Annotated in this window: 20 protein-coding genes; 14 read left to right on the forward strand and 6 right to left on the reverse strand. The window is 64.8% G+C overall.

The genetic code is table 11. The features are described from left to right. Positions 1 to 23 precede the first annotated feature (23 nt). The 7 genes from K3148_RS01880 (at position 24) to K3148_RS01910 (ending at position 7,552) form a co-directional block, all read left to right on the forward strand. Positions 24 to 737 (forward strand): A24 family peptidase, encoded by a 714-nt coding sequence (locus tag K3148_RS01880; protein WP_221425655.1) that lies wholly within the window; start codon positions 24 to 26, stop codon positions 735 to 737. Positions 738 to 828: 91 nt separating this feature from the next. Beyond that, entirely contained in the window at positions 829 to 1,938 is a 1,110-nt protein-coding gene (gene cpaB / locus K3148_RS01885; protein ID WP_221425656.1) for a Flp pilus assembly protein CpaB, read from the forward strand. Between the two features lie 38 nt (positions 1,939 to 1,976). Continuing rightward, positions 1,977 to 3,545 (forward strand): type II and III secretion system protein family protein, encoded by a 1,569-nt coding sequence (locus tag K3148_RS01890; protein ID WP_221425657.1) that lies wholly within the window; start codon positions 1,977 to 1,979, stop codon positions 3,543 to 3,545. A gap of 14 nt (positions 3,546 to 3,559) precedes the next feature. Further along, positions 3,560 to 4,213 carry a CpaD family pilus assembly protein gene (locus K3148_RS01895; protein WP_221425658.1) on the forward strand — a complete coding sequence of 218 codons (654 nt, stop codon included), beginning with the start codon at positions 3,560 to 3,562 and terminating at the stop codon, positions 4,211 to 4,213. Positions 4,214 to 4,216: 3 nt separating this feature from the next. Further along, positions 4,217 to 5,485 (forward strand): pilus assembly protein CpaE, encoded by a 1,269-nt coding sequence (locus K3148_RS01900; protein WP_221425659.1) that lies wholly within the window; start codon positions 4,217 to 4,219, stop codon positions 5,483 to 5,485. Between the two features lie 82 nt (positions 5,486 to 5,567). Next, positions 5,568 to 6,539, forward strand: a complete 972-nt coding sequence (locus tag K3148_RS01905) for a type II secretion system F family protein (protein WP_221425660.1) — start codon at positions 5,568 to 5,570, stop codon at positions 6,537 to 6,539. Between the two features lie 23 nt (positions 6,540 to 6,562). Beyond that, positions 6,563 to 7,552, forward strand: a complete 990-nt coding sequence (locus K3148_RS01910) for a type II secretion system F family protein (RefSeq protein WP_221425661.1) — start codon at positions 6,563 to 6,565, stop codon at positions 7,550 to 7,552. A 49-nt stretch (positions 7,553 to 7,601) separates the two neighbouring features. Here K3148_RS01910 and K3148_RS01915 read toward each other — a convergent pair whose 3' ends face one another. From K3148_RS01915 to K3148_RS01930, 4 genes are all read right to left on the reverse strand, one after another. Then, a complete protein-coding gene (locus K3148_RS01915) occupies positions 7,602 to 8,072 on the reverse strand; it encodes a MarR family winged helix-turn-helix transcriptional regulator (RefSeq protein ID WP_221425662.1) in 471 nt (156 codons plus the stop codon). 65 nt (positions 8,073 to 8,137) lie between these two features. Beyond that, on the reverse strand, positions 8,138 to 9,010 hold the full coding sequence (locus tag K3148_RS01920) for a crotonase/enoyl-CoA hydratase family protein (RefSeq protein ID WP_221425663.1): 873 nt from the start codon (positions 9,008 to 9,010) through the stop codon (positions 8,138 to 8,140). Positions 9,011 to 9,140: 130 nt separating this feature from the next. Next, entirely contained in the window at positions 9,141 to 9,701 is a 561-nt protein-coding gene (locus K3148_RS01925) for a DUF305 domain-containing protein (RefSeq protein WP_247711613.1), read from the reverse strand. Between the two features lie 18 nt (positions 9,702 to 9,719). Then, the gene (locus K3148_RS01930; protein WP_221425664.1) at positions 9,720 to 10,331 is read right to left on the reverse strand and encodes a DUF2231 domain-containing protein; all 612 of its coding nucleotides are present in this window, start codon (positions 10,329 to 10,331) and stop codon (positions 9,720 to 9,722) included. Positions 10,332 to 10,389: 58 nt separating this feature from the next. Between K3148_RS01930 and K3148_RS01935 the strand changes: the two genes are divergently transcribed. From K3148_RS01935 to K3148_RS01950, 4 genes are all read left to right on the forward strand, one after another. Further along, positions 10,390 to 12,183 (forward strand): copper resistance system multicopper oxidase, encoded by a 1,794-nt coding sequence (locus K3148_RS01935; protein WP_247711614.1) that lies wholly within the window; start codon positions 10,390 to 10,392, stop codon positions 12,181 to 12,183. Then, on the forward strand, positions 12,180 to 13,160 hold the full coding sequence (locus K3148_RS01940) for a copper resistance protein B (protein ID WP_221425665.1): 981 nt from the start codon (positions 12,180 to 12,182) through the stop codon (positions 13,158 to 13,160). The genes K3148_RS01935 and K3148_RS01940 overlap by 4 nt, the downstream gene beginning before the upstream one ends. Before the next feature lie 72 nt (positions 13,161 to 13,232). Next, the gene (locus tag K3148_RS01945) at positions 13,233 to 14,432 is read left to right on the forward strand and encodes a pyrophosphate--fructose-6-phosphate 1-phosphotransferase (protein ID WP_221425666.1); all 1,200 of its coding nucleotides are present in this window, start codon (positions 13,233 to 13,235) and stop codon (positions 14,430 to 14,432) included. A 53-nt stretch (positions 14,433 to 14,485) separates the two neighbouring features. Next, the gene (locus K3148_RS01950; RefSeq protein WP_221425667.1) at positions 14,486 to 15,085 is read left to right on the forward strand and encodes an SDR family oxidoreductase; all 600 of its coding nucleotides are present in this window, start codon (positions 14,486 to 14,488) and stop codon (positions 15,083 to 15,085) included. 79 nt (positions 15,086 to 15,164) lie between these two features. On the opposite strand, the gene K3148_RS01955 is transcribed toward K3148_RS01950, so the two are convergent. Both K3148_RS01955 and K3148_RS01960 read right to left on the reverse strand, forming a co-directional pair. Beyond that, positions 15,165 to 15,950 (reverse strand): SDR family NAD(P)-dependent oxidoreductase, encoded by a 786-nt coding sequence (locus K3148_RS01955; RefSeq protein WP_221425668.1) that lies wholly within the window; start codon positions 15,948 to 15,950, stop codon positions 15,165 to 15,167. 137 nt (positions 15,951 to 16,087) lie between these two features. Continuing rightward, a complete protein-coding gene (locus K3148_RS01960; RefSeq protein WP_221425669.1) occupies positions 16,088 to 17,260 on the reverse strand; it encodes an acetyl-CoA C-acetyltransferase in 1,173 nt (390 codons plus the stop codon). Positions 17,261 to 17,389: 129 nt separating this feature from the next. Between K3148_RS01960 and K3148_RS01965 the strand changes: the two genes are divergently transcribed. Genes K3148_RS01965 through K3148_RS01975 form a run of 3 tightly spaced genes read left to right on the forward strand, consistent with a single transcriptional unit; the run spans position 17,390 to position 20,730 of the window. Continuing rightward, complete coding sequence (locus tag K3148_RS01965) at positions 17,390 to 18,136, forward strand: 2OG-Fe(II) oxygenase (protein ID WP_221425670.1); 747 nt, start codon at positions 17,390 to 17,392, stop codon at positions 18,134 to 18,136. Continuing rightward, positions 18,133 to 19,797, forward strand: a complete 1,665-nt coding sequence (locus K3148_RS01970) for a tetratricopeptide repeat protein (RefSeq protein WP_221425671.1) — start codon at positions 18,133 to 18,135, stop codon at positions 19,795 to 19,797. The genes K3148_RS01965 and K3148_RS01970 overlap by 4 nt, the downstream gene beginning before the upstream one ends. 6 nt (positions 19,798 to 19,803) lie before the next feature. Continuing rightward, positions 19,804 to 20,730: a class I SAM-dependent methyltransferase gene (locus K3148_RS01975; RefSeq protein WP_221425672.1), complete on the forward strand. Its 927-nt coding sequence runs from the start codon at positions 19,804 to 19,806 to the stop codon at positions 20,728 to 20,730. The last annotated feature ends 14 nt before the right edge of the window (positions 20,731 to 20,744 follow it).

Consider the following 20,744-nt stretch of genomic DNA (forward strand, 5'->3'; position numbering starts at 1 on the left):
AAACACGAATTTCGGGACGGGTCATGGACCAACAGATTGTCACCTATGTTCTGCTCGGCGCCTTGGCAATGGCGCTGCTGGTTGCCGCCTTCACGGATTTGAAGAGCCGCACCATCGGCAACAAGCTCAACCTCGCCATCGCCGCCGGTGCGCCGCTGTTCTGGTGGGCGACTGGGCTGGACCTGTGGCCGGGTGTCGGCATCCAGATGGGCATTGCGGTGGCGACCTTCGCCATCTGCGCGCTGTTCTTCGCCATTCGCCAGATGGGCGGCGGCGACGTGAAGCTGCTGACCGCGCTCGCGCTGTGGTTCCCGCCGACCAATTTCCTCGGCCTCGTGCTGATCATGGCCATGCTCGGCTGGGTGCTGACGCTGGTCATGGGTATCTGGGGCGTGGCGCATTCACGTGTCGTCGGCACCAAGCCGGTGCGCGACACCGCGCTGCTGGTCGCCTGCACGCTGGTGGCTGCCAATTTCGCCAGCGCCGTCCTGGGCGGCCCCAAGCTCGCCATACCGCAGGGCCTGCTCGATTCGCTGGCCACCCTGCCCAACGCGACGCTCATCCTCGCGATGGTGCCGATGGCGATCCTCGCCGTGGTCACGCTGGCCTCGATCCGCATCATCCGCCGACACGAACACCAGCCGCGCGTCCCCTACGGCCTCGCCATCTCGATGGCCGGCCTGTGGATCGTCGGCGGCGGCATTTTTTCCGGAATGACCGCGACTGCCGCGGGCTGAAACCCGATTTTAACCAATCGCCACTTACACATGGAAACCATAGCAGCCCGCACCGATTCCTCCGCGGGCCATATGAGGGGGCTTTATAGCCATGGATAGGAAGAAGCTGGTTCTGCTGGTAGGCGCGCTGATCGTTGCGATCGGTACCGCTCTTGTTGCCCGCAGCATGTTCGCCGGAGCCTCGGCTCCTCAGGCCCAGGCCGCAGCGGTCGTCGAACCGCAGGGACCCAAGGTACTCGTCGCGCAGCGTGCGCTGCCGACCGGCACCATCATCACGGCCGATGCCATCGGTTACCAGCTGTGGCCGGAAGAACTGGTGCAGGACGCCTACTTCCTCGACGGCGAGGCCGATGTCTCCAAGCTGATCGGCACGGTGGTCCGCCACCCGGTTACCGCCGGTGAGCCGGTCACGCAGGGCTCGCTCGTGAGCCCGGGCGACCGCGGCTTCCTTGCTGCTGCCCTTACGCCGGGTATGCGTGCCATCACCGTGCCCGTCGATGCGAAGAGCGGCGTTGCCGGCTTCGTCTTCCCGGGCGACCGTGTGGACATGGTGCTGACTCAGGCTGTGAACGGCGAAGGCCAGGCGCTGAAGGCTTCCGAAACCATCCTGCGCAACCTTCGCGTCCTCGCCACCGACCAGTCGACCGAACAGACGACCGTCGACGGCAAGACCCAGGTTCGCGCCTTCCGTACCGTGACGATCGAAGTCACGCCCACCATCGCGGAAAAGGTTGCTGTCGCGCAGACCCTCGGCACGCTCAGCCTCGCGCTTCGTCCGCTGGCCGATAGCCAGGGCGAACTGGAACGCGCTATCGCAGCGGGCGATCTCGTGATCCCCGAAAATGCGACGCCCGAAGAAGAAGAGCGCATGCTGCGCGAAGTCGCCGGCCGTCCGGACGATGGCAAGAGCACCTATGTGACCGGCGGCGACGTGTCTCGCTTCCAGCGCAGCTCGATGCCTTCGCAGAACCGTGGCGGTGGCGGTGGCGGTGGCGGTGGCCGTGCGGCACCTGCTCCGCGCAGCGAAAGCAGCGCCGAAAGCAAGGCGCCCGTGCGCAGCGGTCCGACCGTGATCGTGACCCGCGGCAAGAACGCAGAAGTCGTGACCGTTGGCCGTGCGGGAGGCGTAGCCGCCTCGGCTGGTGCCGGCACGCGCCGGGCCGGTGAAACCGCACCCGTCGCGCTGAGCACGCTTCGTTGAGCCTAGATCAGACAGGAAGCCATTCAGGGGGCCATTCCATGAAACGTCGTCTTACCACCAAACTGCTGCTCGCAAGCATCGCGCTCGCACCGATCGCAGCCGCTCCGACCTCGATGGCTACGGCCCAGTCGGTCACCAGCCCGAGCCAGGAGATCGTCCTTTCGATCGGTCGCGGCGAACTCGTCAACGTGCCCGGCAACATGGCCGACGTCTTCATCTCGAACGAGAACGTCGCCGATGTTCAGGTCAAGTCGCAGCGCCAGCTGTACCTGTTCGGCAAGTCGGGCGGGGAAACCTCCGTCTACGCCAGCAACGCAGCCGGTGACATCATTTGGGCGGCCAACGTCCGCGTCGGCTCGAACATCGGCAGCATCGACCAGATGCTCTCGCTGGCGATGCCCGAAGCGAAGATCAACGTCGCCACCATGGGCAACAACACCGTGCTGCTGACCGGCACCGTGGCCGCTCCCGAGGATGCCGCCGACGCCCAGTCGCTGGTCCAGGCCTATGTCGGCGAAGGCACCAATGTCATCAGCCGCCTGCGCATGGCGACGCCGCTGCAGGTCAATCTGCAGGTCCGCATCGCCGAAGTCAGCCGTTCGGTCGTGAAGCAGCTTGGCGTGAACCTCGCCACCGCCGATTCCACCAGCGGTTTCCAGTTCGGCATCGGCCAGGGCCGCGGCGCAATCTCGCAGTTCCAGCCGAGCTTCCGCAATTCGGTGACGGGTCAGCGTTTCCAGGGTCCGCTCGCCGTGGGCCAGGAATTCGAAGGTGAAGGCGCGACGATCATCGATCAGGTGACCGGCGGCTCCACCTTGGGCGCCTTCGGCAACTTCCTCGGCCTCGACATCGGCGCGGCGCTCGACCTTGCGGAGACGCAGGGCCTCGTGACCACGCTGTCGCAGCCGAACCTGACCGCCCTTTCGGGCGAAACGGCCGAATTCCTCGCCGGTGGCGAATTCCCCATCCCGCTCAGCCAGGGTCTGGGCACCACCACGATCGAGTACAAGAACTACGGTGTCAGCCTCGCCTACACCCCCACGGTTCTGGCCAACGGCCGCATCTCGATCCGCGTGCGTCCGGAAGTGTCGGAGCTGTCGAGCCAGGGGTCGATCAACTTGAACGGCTTCCAGGTTCCCGCGCTCATCACCCGCCGTGCGGAGACGACCGTGGAACTCGGCTCGGGCCAGAGCTTCATGATCGCCGGCCTGCTGTCGAACAACGCGCAGAACTCGATCGAGAAGGCTCCGGGCCTCGGCGACGTGCCGATCCTGGGCAATCTCTTCCGCTCGACCACTTACCGCAAGGGTGAGACCGAGCTGGTGATCGTGGTCACGCCGTATCTGGTGAAGCCGGTGAACGCGAACGACATCCGCCTGCCGACCGACGGTTTCCTCAAGCCGACCGAGTACCAGCGCCTGCTGGAACTGCGCGAGGCCGACGGTGTCTCGGGCGCAACCCGCCCGATGCCGACCGCAACCGGAACCGGTGCAGCGCCCGCGATCTCGCAGGCCCCGGCACAGGGTGACGAACAGCTGGCAATGCCCGCCGAGGCACGCCGCACCGAAAAGACCGCGGCTGCCAAGCCCGGCTTCAGCTTCGAATAAGGGGGACGAGGACAATGCGTAATCTCAACACTCGCACACTCGCGGCTCCGCTGATGGCCTCGCTGGCCCTCGCCCTTGGCGCATGCGGTCCGTCGAACATGTCGAACCGCACGCTCTACAGCGTGAAGCAGCCGGTCGTGGAACGCTCGAACTACGTGCTCGACCTGAACACGACGGCCGAAGGCCTGCCGGTTTCCGAGCAGCAGCGCCTTACCGGCTGGTTCGAAAGCATGAACCTGCGTTACGGCGACCGCGTTGCCATCGACGATGGCAGCAACAGCCTTGCCGTGCGCGACGATGTCGCCGCGATTGCCGGCCGTTACGGGATCCTGGTCGCCGAAGGCGCTCCGGTCACCGCCGGCCAGGTCGGTCCGGGCCAGGCCCGCGTGGTCATCACCCGCAGCACCGCCTCGGTGCCGGGTTGCCCCGACTGGTCGCACCTCGACGAAAGCAACGAGGGCAACGCGACCAACCCCAATTACGGGTGCGCCACCTACAGCAACCTTGCTGCCATGGTCGCCAACCCGGAGGACCTCGTCCAGGGCCAGCAGGGCACGGGCGAGACCATCGTGACGACTTCCACCAAGGCCATCCAGGCCTATCGGGAAATGGAACCGACCGGTGCCGGCGGCCTGCCCGAAGTTAGCAGCAGCGAAGGAGGCAACTAAGCCATGAGCGCCCTATCCAAACCCGGCGGTATGCCCGGCAATCGCGATCCGTTCGCCGCCTATATCTGCGACGAAACGGCTCTGGACGTCCTGCGCCCGGTGGTCATCGAACTCGGCTGGCAGCCGGAAAAGTGCAACAAAGGCGGCCTGCGCAACGCAGTCCAGTCGCTCTCGGTGTCGGCCAGCCCGAACATCCTGATGGTGGACCTGTCCGAAAGCGGCGACCCGCTCAACGACATCAACGCCCTGGCCGAGGTTTGCGAACCCGGCACGGTCGTGATCGCCATCGGCCAGGTCAACGACGTGCGCCTCTATCGCGACCTCCTCGCGAGCGGCATCCACGATTACCTGCTGAAGCCGCTGTCGGCCTCGGTCCTGCGCGATTCGCTCACCGCGGCGCAGTCCGTCTTCATGGCTCCGCGTGGCGGCGAAAGCGAAGGGGTCAAGCGCCACATCTCGACGGCCATCATCGGCACGCGCGGCGGTGTGGGTGCCTCCACCCTCGCCACTTCGCTCGCCTGGCACTACAGCGCCGACAAGGCGATGCCGACCGCGTTGCTCGATCTCGACGTGCACTTCGGCACCGGTGCGCTCACGCTCGACCTCGAGCCGGGCCGCGGCCTGACCGACGCGATCGACAATCCGAGCCGTATCGACGGCCTGTTCATCGAACGCGCCATGATCCGTGCGAACGACAACCTCGCCATTCTCTCGGCAGAGGCACCGATCAATTCGCCGCTGATGACCGACGGCGCGGCCTTCCTGCAGCTGCAGGAAGAATTCCGCCACGCCTTCGAGATGACGATCGTCGACCTGCCGCGCAACATGCTGATCAACTTCCCGCATGTCCTGAACGACGTGAACGTCGCCACGGTCGTGTGCGAGATGACGCTGGCTTCGGCCCGCGACACGATCCGCGTGCTGAGCTGGCTCAAGGCCAACGCGGGTCACGTCACGCCGCTGGTCGTGGCCAACAAGGTCCAGGCCGGCGCTTCGGAAATCAGCAAGGCCGATTTCGAAGCCTCGATCGAGCGCAAGATCGACGTCACCCTGCCCTTCGACCAGAAGGGTGCGACGGCGGCCGCCAAGCTCGGCAAGACCTTCATCGACGCCAGCGGCTCGAGCAAGGTTTCGAGCGGCATCAAGCAGGTCGCAAGCCGGATCATCGGCCTTGGCGACGAAGACAGTGACGAGGCTGCGGAAGCGGCCGGCAAGAAGTCGCTCTTCGACCTCAAGGGCCTGATGGCCAAGAAGGACAAGGCTGACGCCTGATGACGGGCATCGGGGGCAAGCGGGCTTTAGGCCACACCGCCCCCGATCCCACGCAGATTAACGGACGGGACGGAGTAGTAAGATGAACATGATCCAGCTCGTGCTGGTAGCCGGCGGCCTCCTTGTCCTGGCAACTCTGGGCGTCTTCGCCTTCGCCGGGCCCAGCGCCGGCAAGGCCAGCCAGCGCCGCCTGCAGCAGGTCCGCTATCGCCATTCGGAAAGCACCGATGCGAAAGTGGAATCGCAGATGAAGAAGGCGATTGCCGCGCGCAGGCCCAAGCAGTTCAAGCAAGCTGGTTCGGGCTCGCGCCTCGAAGCGCTTGCCGTCCGTCTCGACCGTACCGGCAAAGGCTGGACGCTCTCGCAATACGCCTACGGCTCGCTCGGTGTGGGTCTCGTGGTTGCCGTGATCATCTTCCTGCGCTCTGGCTCGCTTCCGCTCAGCCTGGCGCTCGGCGTTTTTTCCGGGGCCGGAATCCCGCACTTTGTGGTGAGCCGCGCAATCAAGAAGCGCACCAACCAGTTCAACGTGAAATTCGCCGACGCCATCGAATTGCTCGTTCGCGGCCTTCGCTCCGGTCTTCCCGTGACCGAAACGCTTGCCGTCGTTTCGCAGGAAGTGCCGGGCCCGGTGGGTCAGGAATTCAAGGGCATCGTCGAGCGTATCAAGATCGGCCGGACCATGGAGGAATCGCTCCAGGAAACCGCCGACCGCCTCGGCATTCCGGAATTCAACTTCTTCTGCATCACGCTCGCAATCCAGCGCGAAACCGGTGGTAACCTCGCCGAGACGCTCTCGAACCTTGCCGACGTGCTGCGCAAGCGCTCGCAGATGAAGCTCAAGATCAAGGCGATGAGCTCGGAATCGAAGGCCTCGGCCTATATCGTCGGCTCGCTGCCCTTCATCGTCTTCGGCCTGATCTTCTGGATCAACCCGGAGTATCTCGGCGGGTTCTTCACCGATGACCGTCTGATCGTGACCGGCCTTGGCGGCCTTACCTGGATGGGTATCGGCGTCTTCATCATGGCCAAGATGGTCAACTTCGAAATCTAACCGCCCGAGGAAAGAGAACAGTCATGGAAAGCTCCACCGGCCCTACCCTCCTCGGTTTCGACGTGATCTTGATCGGGTCGATCCTGGCAGGTTTCGCAGCGCTCGCCGTGCTCTTCGCGATCTACACTGCGGTCACCATCAAGGACCCGATGCAGAAGCGCGTGAAGGCATTGGAAGGCCGCCGCGAGGAACTGAAACTCGGCCTCGTCACGGCTGGCTCGAAGAAGCGCCAGAGCCTGGTGCGCAAGACCAACACGACCGACAAGGTCCGCGAGACCCTCGGCAACATGAAGGTCCTGCAGGACAGCCAGGTCGAGATGATGCAGCAGAAGCTCGCCTGGGCGGGTTATCGCAACAAGGAAGTCGCGGTCATCCTGATCGGTCTGCGCATGATCCTGCCGATCGTTTTCGGCACCATCGCGGCGATCCTGCTTTACGGAATCGAGATCTACCCCGACTGGCACTTCAAGCGCGTGGCCGCGCTCGCCTTCGCGGTGTTCGTGGGCTACAAGGGCCCGGAAATCTACCTGAAGAACGTCGCATCGAAGCGCACCGACGCCATCCGCAAGGGCCTCCCCGACGCGCTCGACCTGCTGGTGATCTGCGCCGAGGCCGGCCTGACCGTCGACGCCGCCTTCAACCGCGTCGCCAAGGAACTGGGCCGCGCCTATCCGGAACTGGGTGACGAATTTACCCTGACCGCGATCGAGCTGTCCTTCCTCAACGAACGCAAGAAGGCCTTCGACAACCTCGCCTATCGCGTGAACTTGGAAGCGGTGAAGGGCGTGGTCACGACCATGGTCCAGACCGAACGCTACGGTACGCCGCTGGCCTCCGCACTGCGCGTGCTCTCCGCCGAATTCCGTAACGAGCGAATGATGCGTGCAGAAGAAAAGGCCGCGCGTCTCCCGGCGATCATGACCGTGCCGCTGATCCTTTTCATCCTGCCTACGCTATTTATCGTCATCCTCGGACCCGCCGCCTGTTCGATCGCCGACGCTTTCGCCGACTAGGCCGAAAGCTTCGCCGACAGGGCGGACGAAGAGAGCCTCGCCGACTTACCTAGTCGGCGAGGCTTTCTGCATCGAACTCGCCCGCGTTTTCGCGCAGCCGCGCCAGCATGTCGCGCATGGCGGTGCGTTCGTCCTCGGTGAGCACGGAGAACAGTTCTTCCTCGATCTTGAGCGCCAGCGGCATGATACCGGCATGGACCGCCCGGCCCTCGGCGGTCAGTTCAAGCAGGTGCGAACGGCCATCGGCCGAGTTGGGCTTGCGCTCGGCCAGGCCGCGGCTTTCCAGCGTCTTGCAGGCGCGGTTGACCGGCACCTTGTCCATCAACGTGGCCTGCGCCAGCTCGCGCTGGGTGGTCGGCCCGCTGTCGCCGAGCACCGCCATGATGCGCCACTCGGTCGTCTTCAGCGCGAACCGCTTGCGATACTGCTCCGCGATCCGGGTCGAGACCGCGTTGGAGGCGATCGAGAGCTGGTAGGGCAGGAATTCGGCGAGGCGCTTTGAAGGCTTGCGTGCAGTCATGACGCCTAGCTCTAACCCGCCCTCCCCGTTTTACAAGGTTGCAAGCGTGACTATCACAGCTGCAACTACTCGTAGCCGGGCTCGTCCCACCAGGGGTAGAAGTCGGGCATGTCCGCGCTCACCGTGTCGGGATAGGCGGGCGCGCGCTTTTCAAGGAAGCTGGCGATGCCCTCCTTCGCATCGGCGCTGCGGCTCAGGCGATAGATCGCGCGGCTGTCGATCCGATGCGCGTCCATCGGGTGGCCGCCCCCGCCCAGCCGCCACAGCATGGCGCGGGTCATGGCGACCGAGACGGCCGAGGTGTTGTCGGCAATCTCGCGCGCGATGCCTACCGCCGCATCCATCAACTCGCCCTGCGGATGGACCGAACGCACCAACCCGCGCTCTTTCGCTTCCGCCGCATCGAAGATCCGTCCCGTCATGCACCATTCGAGCGCGGTCTGCATGCCGACCAGCCGCGGCAGGAACCAGCTCGAAGCCGCTTCGGGCGTGATCCCGCGCCGCGCAAAGACGAAGCCGAAGCGCGCGTTGTCGCTGCAAAGGCGGATGTCGAAGGGCAGCTGCATCGTCGCGCCCACGCCCACGGCCACGCCGTTGCAGGCCCCGATCAGCGGCTTCTTGGAATTGAACAGCCGCAAGGTCAGCCGCCCGCCCCCGTCGCGCACGCGCTCGTCAGAAAGGTCGTCCACCGGATTGGGGTCGGAGAACACATGCCCCCCGCCCTCCGGCGTCAGGTCGGCGCCGGCGCAAAAGGCCCGCTCGCCCTCCCCCGTCACGATCACCGCGCGCACGCTGTCATCGCCATCGGTCACGTCGAGCGCGTCGATGAACTCGGCCATCATCACCCGGGTGAAGGCGTTCATCTTCTCCGGCCGGTGAAGCGTCACCGTGGCAATGCCATCGGCAATGTCGAGCTTGATCTGCGTGTAGGCGGTCATCGATTATGTCTCTCCGCGTGTTCCCTCGTGATGGGACACATGGACCATGGTCCTGCGGGAAATGCAAAACCTCACTTCGCCCACTCAGACGGCAAGAAAGCGATTGAGCGTCCCAGCACGCGCGCCCGCTTTATGGCGTGGCACCACCATCAGGGTTGAGGAAGCCTTCGAATTTCGGGACCGGGCGAGCTACCGCCTCTTCATCCGTTGCGGCGATGCCGTTGCGGTCGATATCGTCGATCAGCCACCTCATCTCGGCGATTTCCTTGCGCTGCGCCTCGATGATCGAATTGGCGAGTTCCTGCACCCGCTTGTCCTCGATATGGGCGCGCTCGCTGGTCATGACTGCGATCGAATGGTGCGGGATCATCGCCGACATCCACTCGCTGTCGTAGACCGTCTCCTGGCTCCGCACGAGCCACAGGGCGAGGACAAAAGTCACCACCGACACGCCGATAATGATCCAATTCTTTTTCGTGTTCTTGTACATGCCCCACATGAAGAGCAGCATCACCACCGCCATCACCGCGCCCATGACGAAGGTCATCCAGAAGCGCGTCTCGCTCCACATCACGTGGTCGAGCGCATAGGTGTTGAGATACATCAGGCCGAACATGATGGCGGTCGACGTGCCGACCATCGCCATGAAACGTTTGTAATTGCCTTCGTGTCCCTTGTGAGCGTCTGCCATCGGTAATTCTCCCCTGGTTTACGCCCACAAATGTCCGGCCCCGTGGCCGAGTTCCGCGCCGAGCCAGCCCTGCGCCAGGACCGTGATGGCCGCGAGCGCGAGCAACGCGCGCAACAGGTTGCGCCTCTCGCCCGCCGAAAGCGCGATCCAAGCAATGAACGGACCCGCTATGCCGAGACCCGTTCCGAGCCAGCGGTGCCACTGCATCGCGCCGTCCCCGCCCAGCCATATCCCGGTGTGTATCCAGCCGAACAGCGCCGCGACGCCGGCGGTGATGCCACCTGCCGCTGCCGAGATTTGCGCAGTATGGCGCATGCGTTCGCTACCTCGCGCGGCAAAGAGAAGCTCCGCCAGGGCGGCGAAAAGCAACAGTGCAATCGGAAAATGGACCGTCGCCGGGTGGAGATTGTTGAGCAGGTTTGCGTATCGGGGCGAAGGCGCCGCCGGAGCGGATTGCGACGGTTCTGCTGCCGTTGCGTTCGGCGATGCATCCTGCGCCGGTGCAGCCTCGACTTCGACCGCCTCGGGTTTTTCCTCCTCATGCGGTTCGGGCCCATGCGCGTAAAGAGCGGCGGGCTGGACAAGGAGCGCCAATGCGGCGAGCAGGAGCAAGGTCGCAGATTTCGTCATGATGCCATCTTGCCGTTTCGCCCTTTGAATGCAGGGGCGCCTTTCCTATAATCGGGGTATGTTTTCCAAACAGATGGGCCTCGGGCCGGTTTCCCGCCGCAACTTCATGCTCGGCACCGCCGGTGTCGCAGCGAGTGGCTTGGCCATGCCGGCCTGGGCTCGGGGCGAGAGCCTGACGCATGCCGCGCAAGGCCCCGGCGAGGTCTCGGGCGAGCGCATCGCGCTTACTGTCGACAACCATCACTTCGGCGTCGGCGGGCGCAAGGGCCACGCGATTGCCGTCAACGGGACCGTCCCCGGCCCGCTGGTGCGGCTGCGCGAGGGACAGAACGTCCGCATCGACGTGACCAACAATCTCGCCGAGGACACCTCCATCCATTGGCATGGCCTCTTGCTGCCTTTCCAGTTCGACGGGGTGCCGGGCGTCAGCTTCCCGGGCATCAAGCCGGGCGAAACCTTCACCTATGAATTCCCCATCCGGCAGAGCGGCACCTATTGGTGGCACTCGCATTCGGGCCTGCAGGAGCAGATCGGGCATTACGGCCCTCTCGTGATCGAGAGCGCCGAGCCGGACCCGCGCTACGACCGAGACTATGTCGTCCTGCTAAGCGAATTCACCCCGCGCCATCCGCACGAGATCGCGCGCCTGCTGAAGGTCGGCGAGCATTACTTCAACTACCAGATGCAGTCCGCGACCGAGGGCGACATGCCGGCGGACGAGCGGCTGATGTGGGGCGGGATGCGCATGAACCCGCGCGACATTTCCGATGTCACCGGCGCGACATATACCTTCCTTCTCAACGGGCACGGGCCGATGGACGGTCTCGAATATCTCTTCACGCCGGGCGAGCGGGTGCGGCTGCGGATCATCAACGGCTCGGCCATGACCTTCTTCAACATCCGCATTCCGGGCGTCCCGATGACGGTGATTGCCGCAGACGGCATGGACGTGTCGCCGGTCGAGGTGGACGAGTTCCAGATCGGCACGGCGGAGACCTATGATGTGATCGTCACGCCGCCAGCCGGCAGCCATGCGCTGGTCGCCGAGGCGATGGACCGCAGCGGCATGGGCCTCGCCTCGCTGACCTCGCACAGGGGCCACCGCGCCACGCCACCGCCTCTGCGCGAACCGGTCACGCTGACCATGGCGGACATGGGCATGGGCTCGATGGATGGTGCAAGCGGCGGGGCGATGAGCCACGACGCGCATGGCGGGATGGACCATTCCGGCATGAACCATGGCGGAGATGCGATGGCCGGCATGGACCATAGATCGATGGACCATTCGATGCGCGACACCTCGAAACTGCCGCCGGATGTGAAAGTCGGCCCCGGGCTCGATATGGTCTCGCCCATGCCGATGGACCGGATGGATTACCCCGGCCTCGGCCTCGACACGGTGCCGCATCGCGTCCTGCGATACACGGACCTGAAGGCCGCGCGGATGAATCCGCACCGCATGCCGACCCGGAGCATGGAAATCCATCTCACCGGGAATATGGAACGCTACATGTGGAGCTTCGACGGCAGGAAGTTCTCCGCCGTCACCGACGATCCCATCCGCTTCGCCTATGACGAGCGCGTGCGCGTGAAGCTGGTCAACGATACGATGATGGCGCACCCGATCCATTTGCACGGCCATTTCTTCGAGCTGGTCAACGGCGCAGGGATGATGAACCAGCCTTTGAAGCACACGGTGATCGTCCAGCCGGGAAGCACGGCAACCTTCGATGTCACCGCCAACGAGCCAGGCGACTGGGCCTTCCACTGCCACCTCCTCTACCACATGCACGCTGGCATGATGCAGACCGTCACCGTGCGGCCCTTCCCCGCGCCGGAGGACGCAGCATGAGGCTCCGGACCGTCCTCGCCGCCCCCCTGCTTCTGGGCGCCGCGCCGGCCGCCGCGCAGGACCATTCGGGCCATGGCGACCATTCCGCGAACGATCAGGAGGAAGCGCAGCCGCAAGCCGATTCGGAAACGGAAGACCATTCGCGCCACCAGCAGGCCCCCGCGCCGTTCAAGCTGGCCGATATGACCGGCGCCCCGGCCATGGATCATTCGATGCACCAGGTCGGCGACCTACCCTCCGGCCCGCCCCCGCCCGAAGCATTCGAAGGCCCGCAGCACGCGGCGGACGAAATCTATGGCGAAGCCGCTATGGCCGAAGCGCGTGCGACCAACCACGCGACGCATGGTGACATGAAGACCGGCACGCTCATGGTCGAACGGCTCGAAGCGCGTCTCGGCGAAGGCGAGGACGGCTGGCTGTGGGATGTCCAGGGGTGGTACGGCGGCGATATCGACAAGTTCGTCGTCAAATCCGAAGGCGAAGGCGAGATCGGCGGGGACCTCGAGGACGCCGAAGTGCAGGCGCTGTGGGGCCATGCCATCGGCCCCTTCTTCGACCTCCAGGCAGGCGTCCGCCTCGACCTCGAGCCCGAAACGCGCAGCCATCTCGTCCTCGGCGTGCAGGGGCTTGCGCCCTATATGTGGCATGTCGACGGCGCGCTGTTCCTCTCCGACCGCGGCGACATCACCGCGCGGATCGAGGGCGAATACGACCAGAAGATCACCCAACGCCTGATCCTCCAGCCGCGCGTCGAACTGGAACTCGCGGCGCAGGAAATCCCCGAACGCGGCATCGGCGCCGGGCTGACCAAGATCGAGCCGGGCCTGCGCCTTCGTTGCGAGATCGCCCGTGAATTCGCACCCTATGTCGGCGTCGAATACGAAGCCAAGCTCGGCGAAACTGCCGACCTCGCGCGCGAAGAGGGCGAGGACGCCGCCGGGTTCAAACTGCTCGCCGGTATCCGCGCATGGTTCTGAGTCAGCGCACGCATTCGTAGTCATCCACGCGCGCTCTGGCCTAATGACGCGGGGCTTGGCAGAACCTTCGCCATGGGAGAGAAAACCGTCGCCATGCTCACCGCAGGGGGTCTTGCGCCCTGCCTGTCCTCCGCCGTCGGGGGGCTGATCGAACGCTATTCCGAGATCGCGCCCGATGTGCGCATCCTTGCCTATCGCAACGGCTATGCAGGTCTGCTGACGGGCAACAGCATCGAGGCGACCGCCGTGGTGCGCGCCAGTGCGGGCCGGCTCCATGCCTTTGGCGGCAGCCCCATCGGCAACAGCCGCGTGAAGCTGACCAATGTCGCCGACTGCGTGAAGCGCGGCCTGGTGCAGGAGGGCGAGGACCCGCTCGCCGTGGCTGCCGAGCAGCTCAAGCGCGACCGCGTGGATATCCTCCACACCATCGGCGGAGACGACACCAACACCGCAGCCGCCGATCTCAAAGCGCATCTCGCCGCCATCGGCTCCAACCTCACCGTGGTCGGCCTGCCCAAGACGATCGACAACGACGTCGTGCCCATCCGCCAGTCGCTGGGCGCATGGACGGCGGCCGAGCAGGGCGCGCTCTTCGCCCGCAACATCATCGCCGAATTCTCGGCCAACCCGAACATGCTGATCGTGCATGAGGTGATGGGCCGAAATTGCGGCTGGCTGACCGCGGCAACCGCGCGCGCGCATCACGAATGGGTCGGCACCGCGCCGTTTGCCGAATGGGTCGACAACGCCGCCGCGCGCTGGGACGTGCACGGCGTTTACATCCCCGAGCGAGCCTTCGACCTTGCCGCCGAAGTCGAGCGCCTGCGCCGCGTCATGGACGAGCACGGCGGGGTGAACCTGTTCATCTCCGAAGGCGCCGGCTTGGGCGAGATCGTGGGCGCTATGGAGGCCGCAGGCGAGGAGGTCCCGCGCGACGCTTTCGGGCATGTGAAGCTCGACACGATCAACCCCGGCCAGTGGTTCGCCGACCGCTTCGCCAAGGAACTGGGCGCGGAAAAGGTACTGGTGCAGAAGAGCGGCTACTTCTCGCGCTCCGCCCCCGCCAACGCCTCCGACCGCGAACTGATCGCGCACTGCACCCGCCTCGCGGTAGACGCGGCTCTCCAAGGCACCAGCGGCGTGGTCGGCCATGACGAAGAGCGCGGCGACGAACTCAGGGTCATCGAATTCGACCGCATCGCCGGCGGCAAGACGTTCGACGTGACCCAGAGCTGGTTCCGCGAGCTGCTCGCCGAACTCGGACAAGCCTGAGCCGGAACGCCCTCCTGCCTGGCCGGTTGCATCGGCAACACAGGAGTACTTGCATGAGAATTCTCGTCGCCGGGTCCACCGGCAACACCGGCACACGCCTCGTCAAGGAATTGCAGAGCCGTGGCCACGAAACGGTCGCGCTGGTTCGCGAGTCTTCCGACACCAGCAAACTGCCCGAGGGCGCCACTCTTCGCCAAGGCGACCTGACCAATCTTCAGAGCGATGTAACGGACGGATGCGAGGTCGTGATTTTCGCGGCCGGTTCGGGCGGCGACACGAGCGCGGAGATGACCGACAAGGTCGATCGGGACGGCGCGATAAGGCTGATCGACATTGCCGAGAAGAGCGATGTCCGCCGCTTTGTGATGCTGAGCTCGGTTGGTGCGGACGATCCCGATCCCGACAGCGACCTTGCCCATTACCTCGAGGCAAAGCACGCCGCCGACGAGCATCTGAAGAAGAGCGATCTCGAATACGCCATCCTGCGGCCTGTCGCGCTCACGGATGACGGGCCTACGGGCTCGGTGAAATTGGGCGACGAGGTCGATCCCAAGGGCAAGGCGGCGCGCGGCGACGTGGCGCAGGTGCTGGCCGACGCGGCCGAACAGCAGGAATGGACCGGCGCAATCAAGCTGATGGAAACGGTCTACTAAGCCGCCGCTTTCGGACAGAAAAACGCCGCCTGTTCCCTTGGAGAACGGGCGGCGTTTCTGTTTGCGGTAACAGTATAGCTTAACGCGGAGCCATGCGGATGGCGCCGTCGAGGCGGACGTCTTCGCCGTTGAAATAATCGCACTCGATCATGGTCATGGCGAGCTGCGCGTATTCTTCCGGATTGCCGAGGCGCTTGGGGAACGGGACCGAGGCGGCCAGCGCGTCCTTCACCTGCGGCGGGGCGGCGTTCATCAGCGGGGTGTTGAAGATGCCCGGCAGGATGGTGTTGATGCGGATGCCTTCGTTCATCAGGTCGCGCGCGATGGGGAGGGTCATGCCGATCACGCCGCCCTTCGAAGCCGAATAGGCCGCCTGGCCGATCTGGCCGTCTTCACCGGCCACGCTGGCCGTGTTGACGATGGCGCCGCGCGCGCCGTCTTCGTTCAGCGGGTCGAGGCTCATCATACCGGCGGCCGACTTGGCGATGCAGCGGAAGGTGCCGATCAAATTGACCTGGATGACGAATTCGAAGGCCTGGAGCGGGAAGTGGCTGATCTCGCCGGTCTGCTTGTCGCGCTTGGCCGTCTTGATGGCGTTGCCGATGCCGGCGCAATTGACGAGGATGCGTTCCTGGCCATGCGCTTCGCGTGCCTTGGCGAAACCGGCGTCGACGTCCTCGTCGCTCATCACATTGACCTTGCAGAAAATGCCGCCGATGTCCTTGGCGACCGCTTCGCCCTTTTCTTCGTTCATGTCGAAGATGGCGACCTTCGCGCCCTTGGCCGCGATCGCGCGGGCGGTGGCTTCACCGAGACCCGATGCGCCACCGGTGACGACGGCGGGGGTATTGCTGCTGACTTCCATTATTCTCTCCTGAGATCAGAAAACCGTTCGCCCTGAGCCTGTCGAAGGGCCGTCCTTCACTTGTGGCGCATCGCTAGAAGAAAGTGCGGTGCTTCGACAAGCTCAGCACGAACGGAAAATTGATGTTTCGCGTTCGATTAAAGTGCCTCAACGATGGTCACGTTGGCGACGCCGCCGCCTTCGCACATCGTCTGCAGGCCATATTTCTTGCCCCGCGCCTTGAGCGCGTGGACCAGCGTGACCATGAGCTTGGTGCCCGATGCACCCAAGGGGTGGCCGAGCGCAATAGCCCCGCCGTTGACGTTGAGCTTTTCCGGGTCCGCACCGGTGTGCTTGAGCCATGCGAGCGGCACGGGCGCGAAAGCCTCGTTCACTTCGAACAGGTCGATGTCGGAAATCTTCATCCCCGCACGTTCGAGCGCGCGATCGGTGGCGAAGAGCGGTTCCTCCAGCATGATCACCGGGTCGCCGGCCGTCACGGTGAGATTGTGAATGCGCGCCAATGGCGTGAGGCCGTATTCCTTCAGCGCCTTCTCGCTCACCACCAGCACCGCGCTCGACCCGTCGCAGATCTGGCTGCTGGAAGCGGCGGTGATCGTGCCTTCGGGGCTGAGCAGCTTCACGCCGGAAATGCCTTCCAGCGTTGCGTCGAAACGGATGCCCTCGTCCACCGTGTGCATTTCGGTGCCTTCGGGCGTCTCGATTTCCACCGGCACGATCTCGTCGGTGAAGGCGCCCGACTTGGTCGCTTCGATCGCCTTCTGGTGACTGGCGAGAGCAAAGCGGTCGAGATCGTCCTTGGTGAAGCCGTGCTTCTTCACGATCATTTCCGCGCCCATGAACTGGGACCACTGGATGCCGGGGTATTTCTCTTCAAGGCCCGGCGATTTGTAGTTCCCGAGGCCCTCCTTCATGTGGAACATGGCGGTCGAGCCCATCGGCACGCGCGTCATGCTTTCGACGCCGCTGGCAATCACCACATCCTGCGTCCCGCTCATCACGGCCTGCGCGGCGAACTGGATCGCCTGCTGGCTGGAACCGCACTGGCGGTCGATGGTCACCGCTGGCACGCCCTCGCCGAGATGCTTCGAGGCGAGCACAGCGTTGCGGCCCACCTGCATGGCCTGTTCGCCGCCTTGGCTGACGCAGCCCATCACGACATCGTCCACCGCCTTCGCCTCGAGCCCCGAACGCTCCATCACTGCGTCGAGAGACTTTGCCGCGAGGTCGACCGGGTGGACGCCCGCAAGCCGCCCTCCCCGACGCCCACCGGCGGTGCGAACGGCTTCGACGATATAGGCTTCGGGCATGGGAAATCCTCTTCGGTTGCGATTTGCGACCGGCCTATGGCTGGTTTCCGTTTACGTCAAGTGCAGCTTGCGGGGATGCGCGCGGAGCCGTGCTTGCGAGCTGTCGGAGCGCATCGTAAGGCTTGCCCCATGGCCGCGAAGAAGCTTTTCGAAATCAATCCGGACCTCGACCGCAAGGCGCTTGCCGAGCGGTTCGCAAAGGCGGGTCGCATCCAGGTGCGCAATGTCCTGACGCAGGAAACGGCGCGCGAAATCCAGATGATCCTCGCGCGGACGACCAAGTGGGGCATGTCGGTCATGGCCGACGACGGTTCGGGTGCAAAGCCGCAGAGCTTCCGCTTGGAAGAGATGCAGGCCCCGGGCGGCGCGGACAGGGTGAACGCCGCTGCCATGGCCGCTCACCAGTCATCCGCGCGCGGCGACTACGGCTTCCGCTTCGCGCAATACCCCATGCTGACCGCGCTTCAGGAAGGATGGGACCCGGGAAGCCCGCACGAATTGCTGCTCGAATACATCAACGCGCCCGAGTTCCTCGATCTTGTACGGGACATCACCCGCACACCGACCCTGACCAAGGCGGACGGTTCGGCCTCATTGTTTGCCGCCAACCATTACCTCGGGCGGCACATCGACAGTCATGTGGCGGAAGGGTGGCGCTTTGCCTATGTCCTCAACTTCGCGCCCGAAAACTGGCACCCGGACTGGGGCGGCTACCTCAATTTCCTCGACGAGGACGGGGACGTGATCGAAGGCTGGAAGCCGCGCTTCAACGCGCTCAACCTCTTCGCCGTGCCCACGGCCCACCAGGTATCCTACGTCCCGCCCTTCGCGCCCGTCGGCCGTACGGCGCTGGTGGGGTGGCTCCGCGACCAATGAGCGCCCGCGATCCGCGCAGCTTTTTCGACGAGGCCAACAGGCTGGCTTCCAGCGGCAAGATGGAAGAAGCGCTCGCCCTGCTTGCGCAAGGAAGGGCCGAATATCCGGAGCACGCCGACCTCGCCAACGGGCTCGGCGCGTTCCAGCTCCGCGCGGGACGCAAGATCGAGGCGGCGGAGAGTTTTGCGAAGGCCTGCACGCTCGATCCATCCCGCAGCGAATTTCAGCTCAATCACGCAATTGCGCTCAACGCCACGAGCGACCACCGGCGCGCCCTGGAGGTGCTGGAAAGGTTGGAAACGACGCTGGCCACGGATGTGCGCTATGCCTCGGCGCGCGGAACCGCGGAGCGCGGTTGTGGCAATCTGCTGGCGGCGCGGCAGTGGTTCGAGACGGCGTTGCAATGCAAACCGGATCACGCTGTCGCCGCGCACGGCCTGGCGCGCTGCGCGCTGGAACAGGGCGATGCGCAGGCGTCGGAGCTTTTCCGCGCAGCGATCGCGATGGCGCCGGGCGATCCGGAAATGATCCTCGCCTATGCCGAAGCGCTGCATGGCGAAGGGGACCGGGGACAGGCGCGGCAGGTCGCCGAGGAACTTGCCCGGCGGTTCCCTGCATGGTCCGACGGATTGCGCCTGCTCGCCCAGATAAAGCTGGCCGCGGGCGAGGACTTTTCCGATGTCTATCGCGCGGCGCAGCTGCAACAGCCCACCAACCCCGCCATCGCCCGCGCGCATTGGCAGCAACTGTTTTCGACCGACCGTTTCGCCGAAGCGGCCGATGTCGCGGGTGAGGCGACGCGGCAGTTTCCCGATGCCGAGGGGTTCGCTCTGCTCGAGGCCACCGCCTCCAGCGCCGCGCTCCAACTGGAGCGGGCCGATCGTCTTTTTGCAGGATTGACTGGCAGCGGCATCGACAGGACGATCCACGAGGCGCGTCACTGGTATCGCAAGCGCGATTTTCAGCGCAGCGCAGCGGCGCTCGAAGGCGTGATCGAGCAGGACAGGGATAACTTCTCCGCCTGGGCGCTTCTCGGCCTTGTCTGGCGCGAACTCGACGACCCGCGCGATGATTGGCTGCACGGGCAGAAAGGCCTTGTAACCCAGCTGGAGGTCGTTCTCGAGGGAGCAACGTGGGCCGAGGTGGAACAGGAACTCGATGCCATCCACGCGAACGCCTCCTTCCCGCTCGGGCAATCGCTGAGAGGAGGCACCCAGACCCGTGGGCGCCTGTTCGACCGGCCTTCAGAGCCCATCCAGAAATTGCGGGAGGGGATCGCCGCCACCGTCGAACGCTATCGCGACAATCTTCCGCCCGAGGATCCGGACCATCCCATCCTGAGCCGGAGGAACCGGCCGCTCGCCTTGGCGGGTTCCTGGTCGGTGCGGTTCCTTGAGGGCAGTTCGCGCCATGAAAGCCATATTCATCCCGAAGGCCTGGTTTCGTCCGCGTGTTACATCCGGGCTCCGGAGGGGGGCGGCGGCGAGCTGGAACTGGGCCGGCCACCGCCCGATCTGAATTCGAACCTTCCGCCCGAACGCGTTTTCGAGCCGAAAGAGCGCCATCTCGCACTGTTTCCCAGCACGCTTTATCACGGCACGCGCCCCTTCGACGGTGCCAAGCGGATGACGGTTGCATTCGACGTCGTAAGCGGCTTGTAAGGCGCGATGTCAGGACCGGAGCAGAATAAGGATCGCGCCTGGGGCGAATATTGGGCAGACCAGGCTCGCCGCGGCGGGAAAGGCACCGGTTGCCTGCCCGAGGCCATGCATTCGATCGCCCGTGCGCAGCAGCAGTGTTGGAGCGGCTTTGCCGACGCGCTGCCGCACAATGCGGACGTGCTCGATCTGGCAACCGGCAACGGCATCCTGCTGCATTGGCTGAAGGCGATGAGGCCTGATCTCTCGCTGACCGGCATCGACCTCGCGCCGCAATTGCCTCCACCTCCTGCCGGTTGCCGTACGATGCCTAGCACGCGCATGGAAAACATTCCTCTGGGCGATGCGAGCTTTGATGCGATCGTCAGCCAGTTCGGCTTCGAATATTCCGACGTCGCGGCGACGATCGGCGAAATCTCACGCTTGTTGCGCGACGGGGGGACAGTTGGCTTGCTCCTCCACCGCGGCGACGGGCCGATACTCGAACACAATATCGCGCGCCGGGAAGCCATCCGCTGGGTTCTCGAAGAGCAGTCGCTTTTCGAAGCGCTTCGACGCCGTATGGACAAGGGCGCTGAAGGACGGGCTCGGGCGATCGAACACGCAGAAAGCGTGGCCAGGCAAGGGGCGCATATCTTTGGGCAGCAGTCGCCCGCCTGGGAGATTTCCGAAGCTGCGCGCCAGACGCTCGCCCTGGGCGCCAAAGACAATGTCGAAGGCATTACGAGAACCTTTGCGGTGATCGCGCAACGCGCCGGCGAAGAAATGGACCGCCTCGGCGATCTGGAAGATGCCTGTGCGACCGCGGACAATCGCGCGGCGCTGCTCGCCCTCTTCGCCGAGGCCGGTTTCGAGGCTGGCGAAACGCAAGCGATCTCGGCTGGGGCCGAAGAGCGCCCCTTTGCGGATTTCCTGCCCTTTTGCAAAACGCGCTAGCCCTGTTGGCCGCC

Origin of the sequence: Qipengyuania aurantiaca, from assembly GCF_019711375.1 — a bacterium.
GTDB lineage: Bacteria > Pseudomonadota > Alphaproteobacteria > Sphingomonadales > Sphingomonadaceae > Qipengyuania > Qipengyuania aurantiaca.

Excerpts from the sequence above, each read along its gene's own strand:
- K3148_RS01955 (WP_221425668.1), bottom strand. The coding sequence starts at position 15,950 with ATGGAAGTCAGCAGCAATACCCCCGCCGTCGTCACCGGTGGCGCATCG.
- K3148_RS01965 (WP_221425670.1), top strand. The coding sequence starts at position 17,390 with ATGGCCGCGAAGAAGCTTTTCGAAATCAATCCGGACCTCGACCGCAAG.
- K3148_RS01970 (WP_221425671.1), top strand. The coding sequence starts at position 18,133 with ATGAGCGCCCGCGATCCGCGCAGCTTTTTCGACGAGGCCAACAGGCTG.
- K3148_RS01925 (WP_247711613.1), bottom strand. The coding sequence starts at position 9,701 with ATGGCAGACGCTCACAAGGGACACGAAGGCAATTACAAACGTTTCATG.
- K3148_RS01905 (WP_221425660.1), top strand. The coding sequence starts at position 5,568 with ATGAACATGATCCAGCTCGTGCTGGTAGCCGGCGGCCTCCTTGTCCTG.
- K3148_RS01910 (WP_221425661.1), top strand. The coding sequence starts at position 6,563 with ATGGAAAGCTCCACCGGCCCTACCCTCCTCGGTTTCGACGTGATCTTG.
- K3148_RS01975 (WP_221425672.1), top strand. The coding sequence starts at position 19,804 with ATGTCAGGACCGGAGCAGAATAAGGATCGCGCCTGGGGCGAATATTGG.
- K3148_RS01900 (WP_221425659.1), top strand. The coding sequence starts at position 4,217 with ATGAGCGCCCTATCCAAACCCGGCGGTATGCCCGGCAATCGCGATCCG.
- K3148_RS01930 (WP_221425664.1), bottom strand. The coding sequence starts at position 10,331 with ATGACGAAATCTGCGACCTTGCTCCTGCTCGCCGCATTGGCGCTCCTT.
- K3148_RS01950 (WP_221425667.1), top strand. The coding sequence starts at position 14,486 with ATGAGAATTCTCGTCGCCGGGTCCACCGGCAACACCGGCACACGCCTC.
- K3148_RS01915 (WP_221425662.1), bottom strand. The coding sequence starts at position 8,072 with ATGACTGCACGCAAGCCTTCAAAGCGCCTCGCCGAATTCCTGCCCTAC.
- K3148_RS01945 (WP_221425666.1), top strand. The coding sequence starts at position 13,233 with ATGGGAGAGAAAACCGTCGCCATGCTCACCGCAGGGGGTCTTGCGCCC.
- K3148_RS01935 (WP_247711614.1), top strand. The coding sequence starts at position 10,390 with ATGTTTTCCAAACAGATGGGCCTCGGGCCGGTTTCCCGCCGCAACTTC.
- cpaB (WP_221425656.1), top strand. The coding sequence starts at position 829 with ATGGATAGGAAGAAGCTGGTTCTGCTGGTAGGCGCGCTGATCGTTGCG.
- K3148_RS01920 (WP_221425663.1), bottom strand. The coding sequence starts at position 9,010 with ATGACCGCCTACACGCAGATCAAGCTCGACATTGCCGATGGCATTGCC.
- K3148_RS01890 (WP_221425657.1), top strand. The coding sequence starts at position 1,977 with ATGAAACGTCGTCTTACCACCAAACTGCTGCTCGCAAGCATCGCGCTC.
- K3148_RS01960 (WP_221425669.1), bottom strand. The coding sequence starts at position 17,260 with ATGCCCGAAGCCTATATCGTCGAAGCCGTTCGCACCGCCGGTGGGCGT.
- K3148_RS01895 (WP_221425658.1), top strand. The coding sequence starts at position 3,560 with ATGCGTAATCTCAACACTCGCACACTCGCGGCTCCGCTGATGGCCTCG.
- K3148_RS01880 (WP_221425655.1), top strand. The coding sequence starts at position 24 with ATGGACCAACAGATTGTCACCTATGTTCTGCTCGGCGCCTTGGCAATG.
- K3148_RS01940 (WP_221425665.1), top strand. The coding sequence starts at position 12,180 with ATGAGGCTCCGGACCGTCCTCGCCGCCCCCCTGCTTCTGGGCGCCGCG.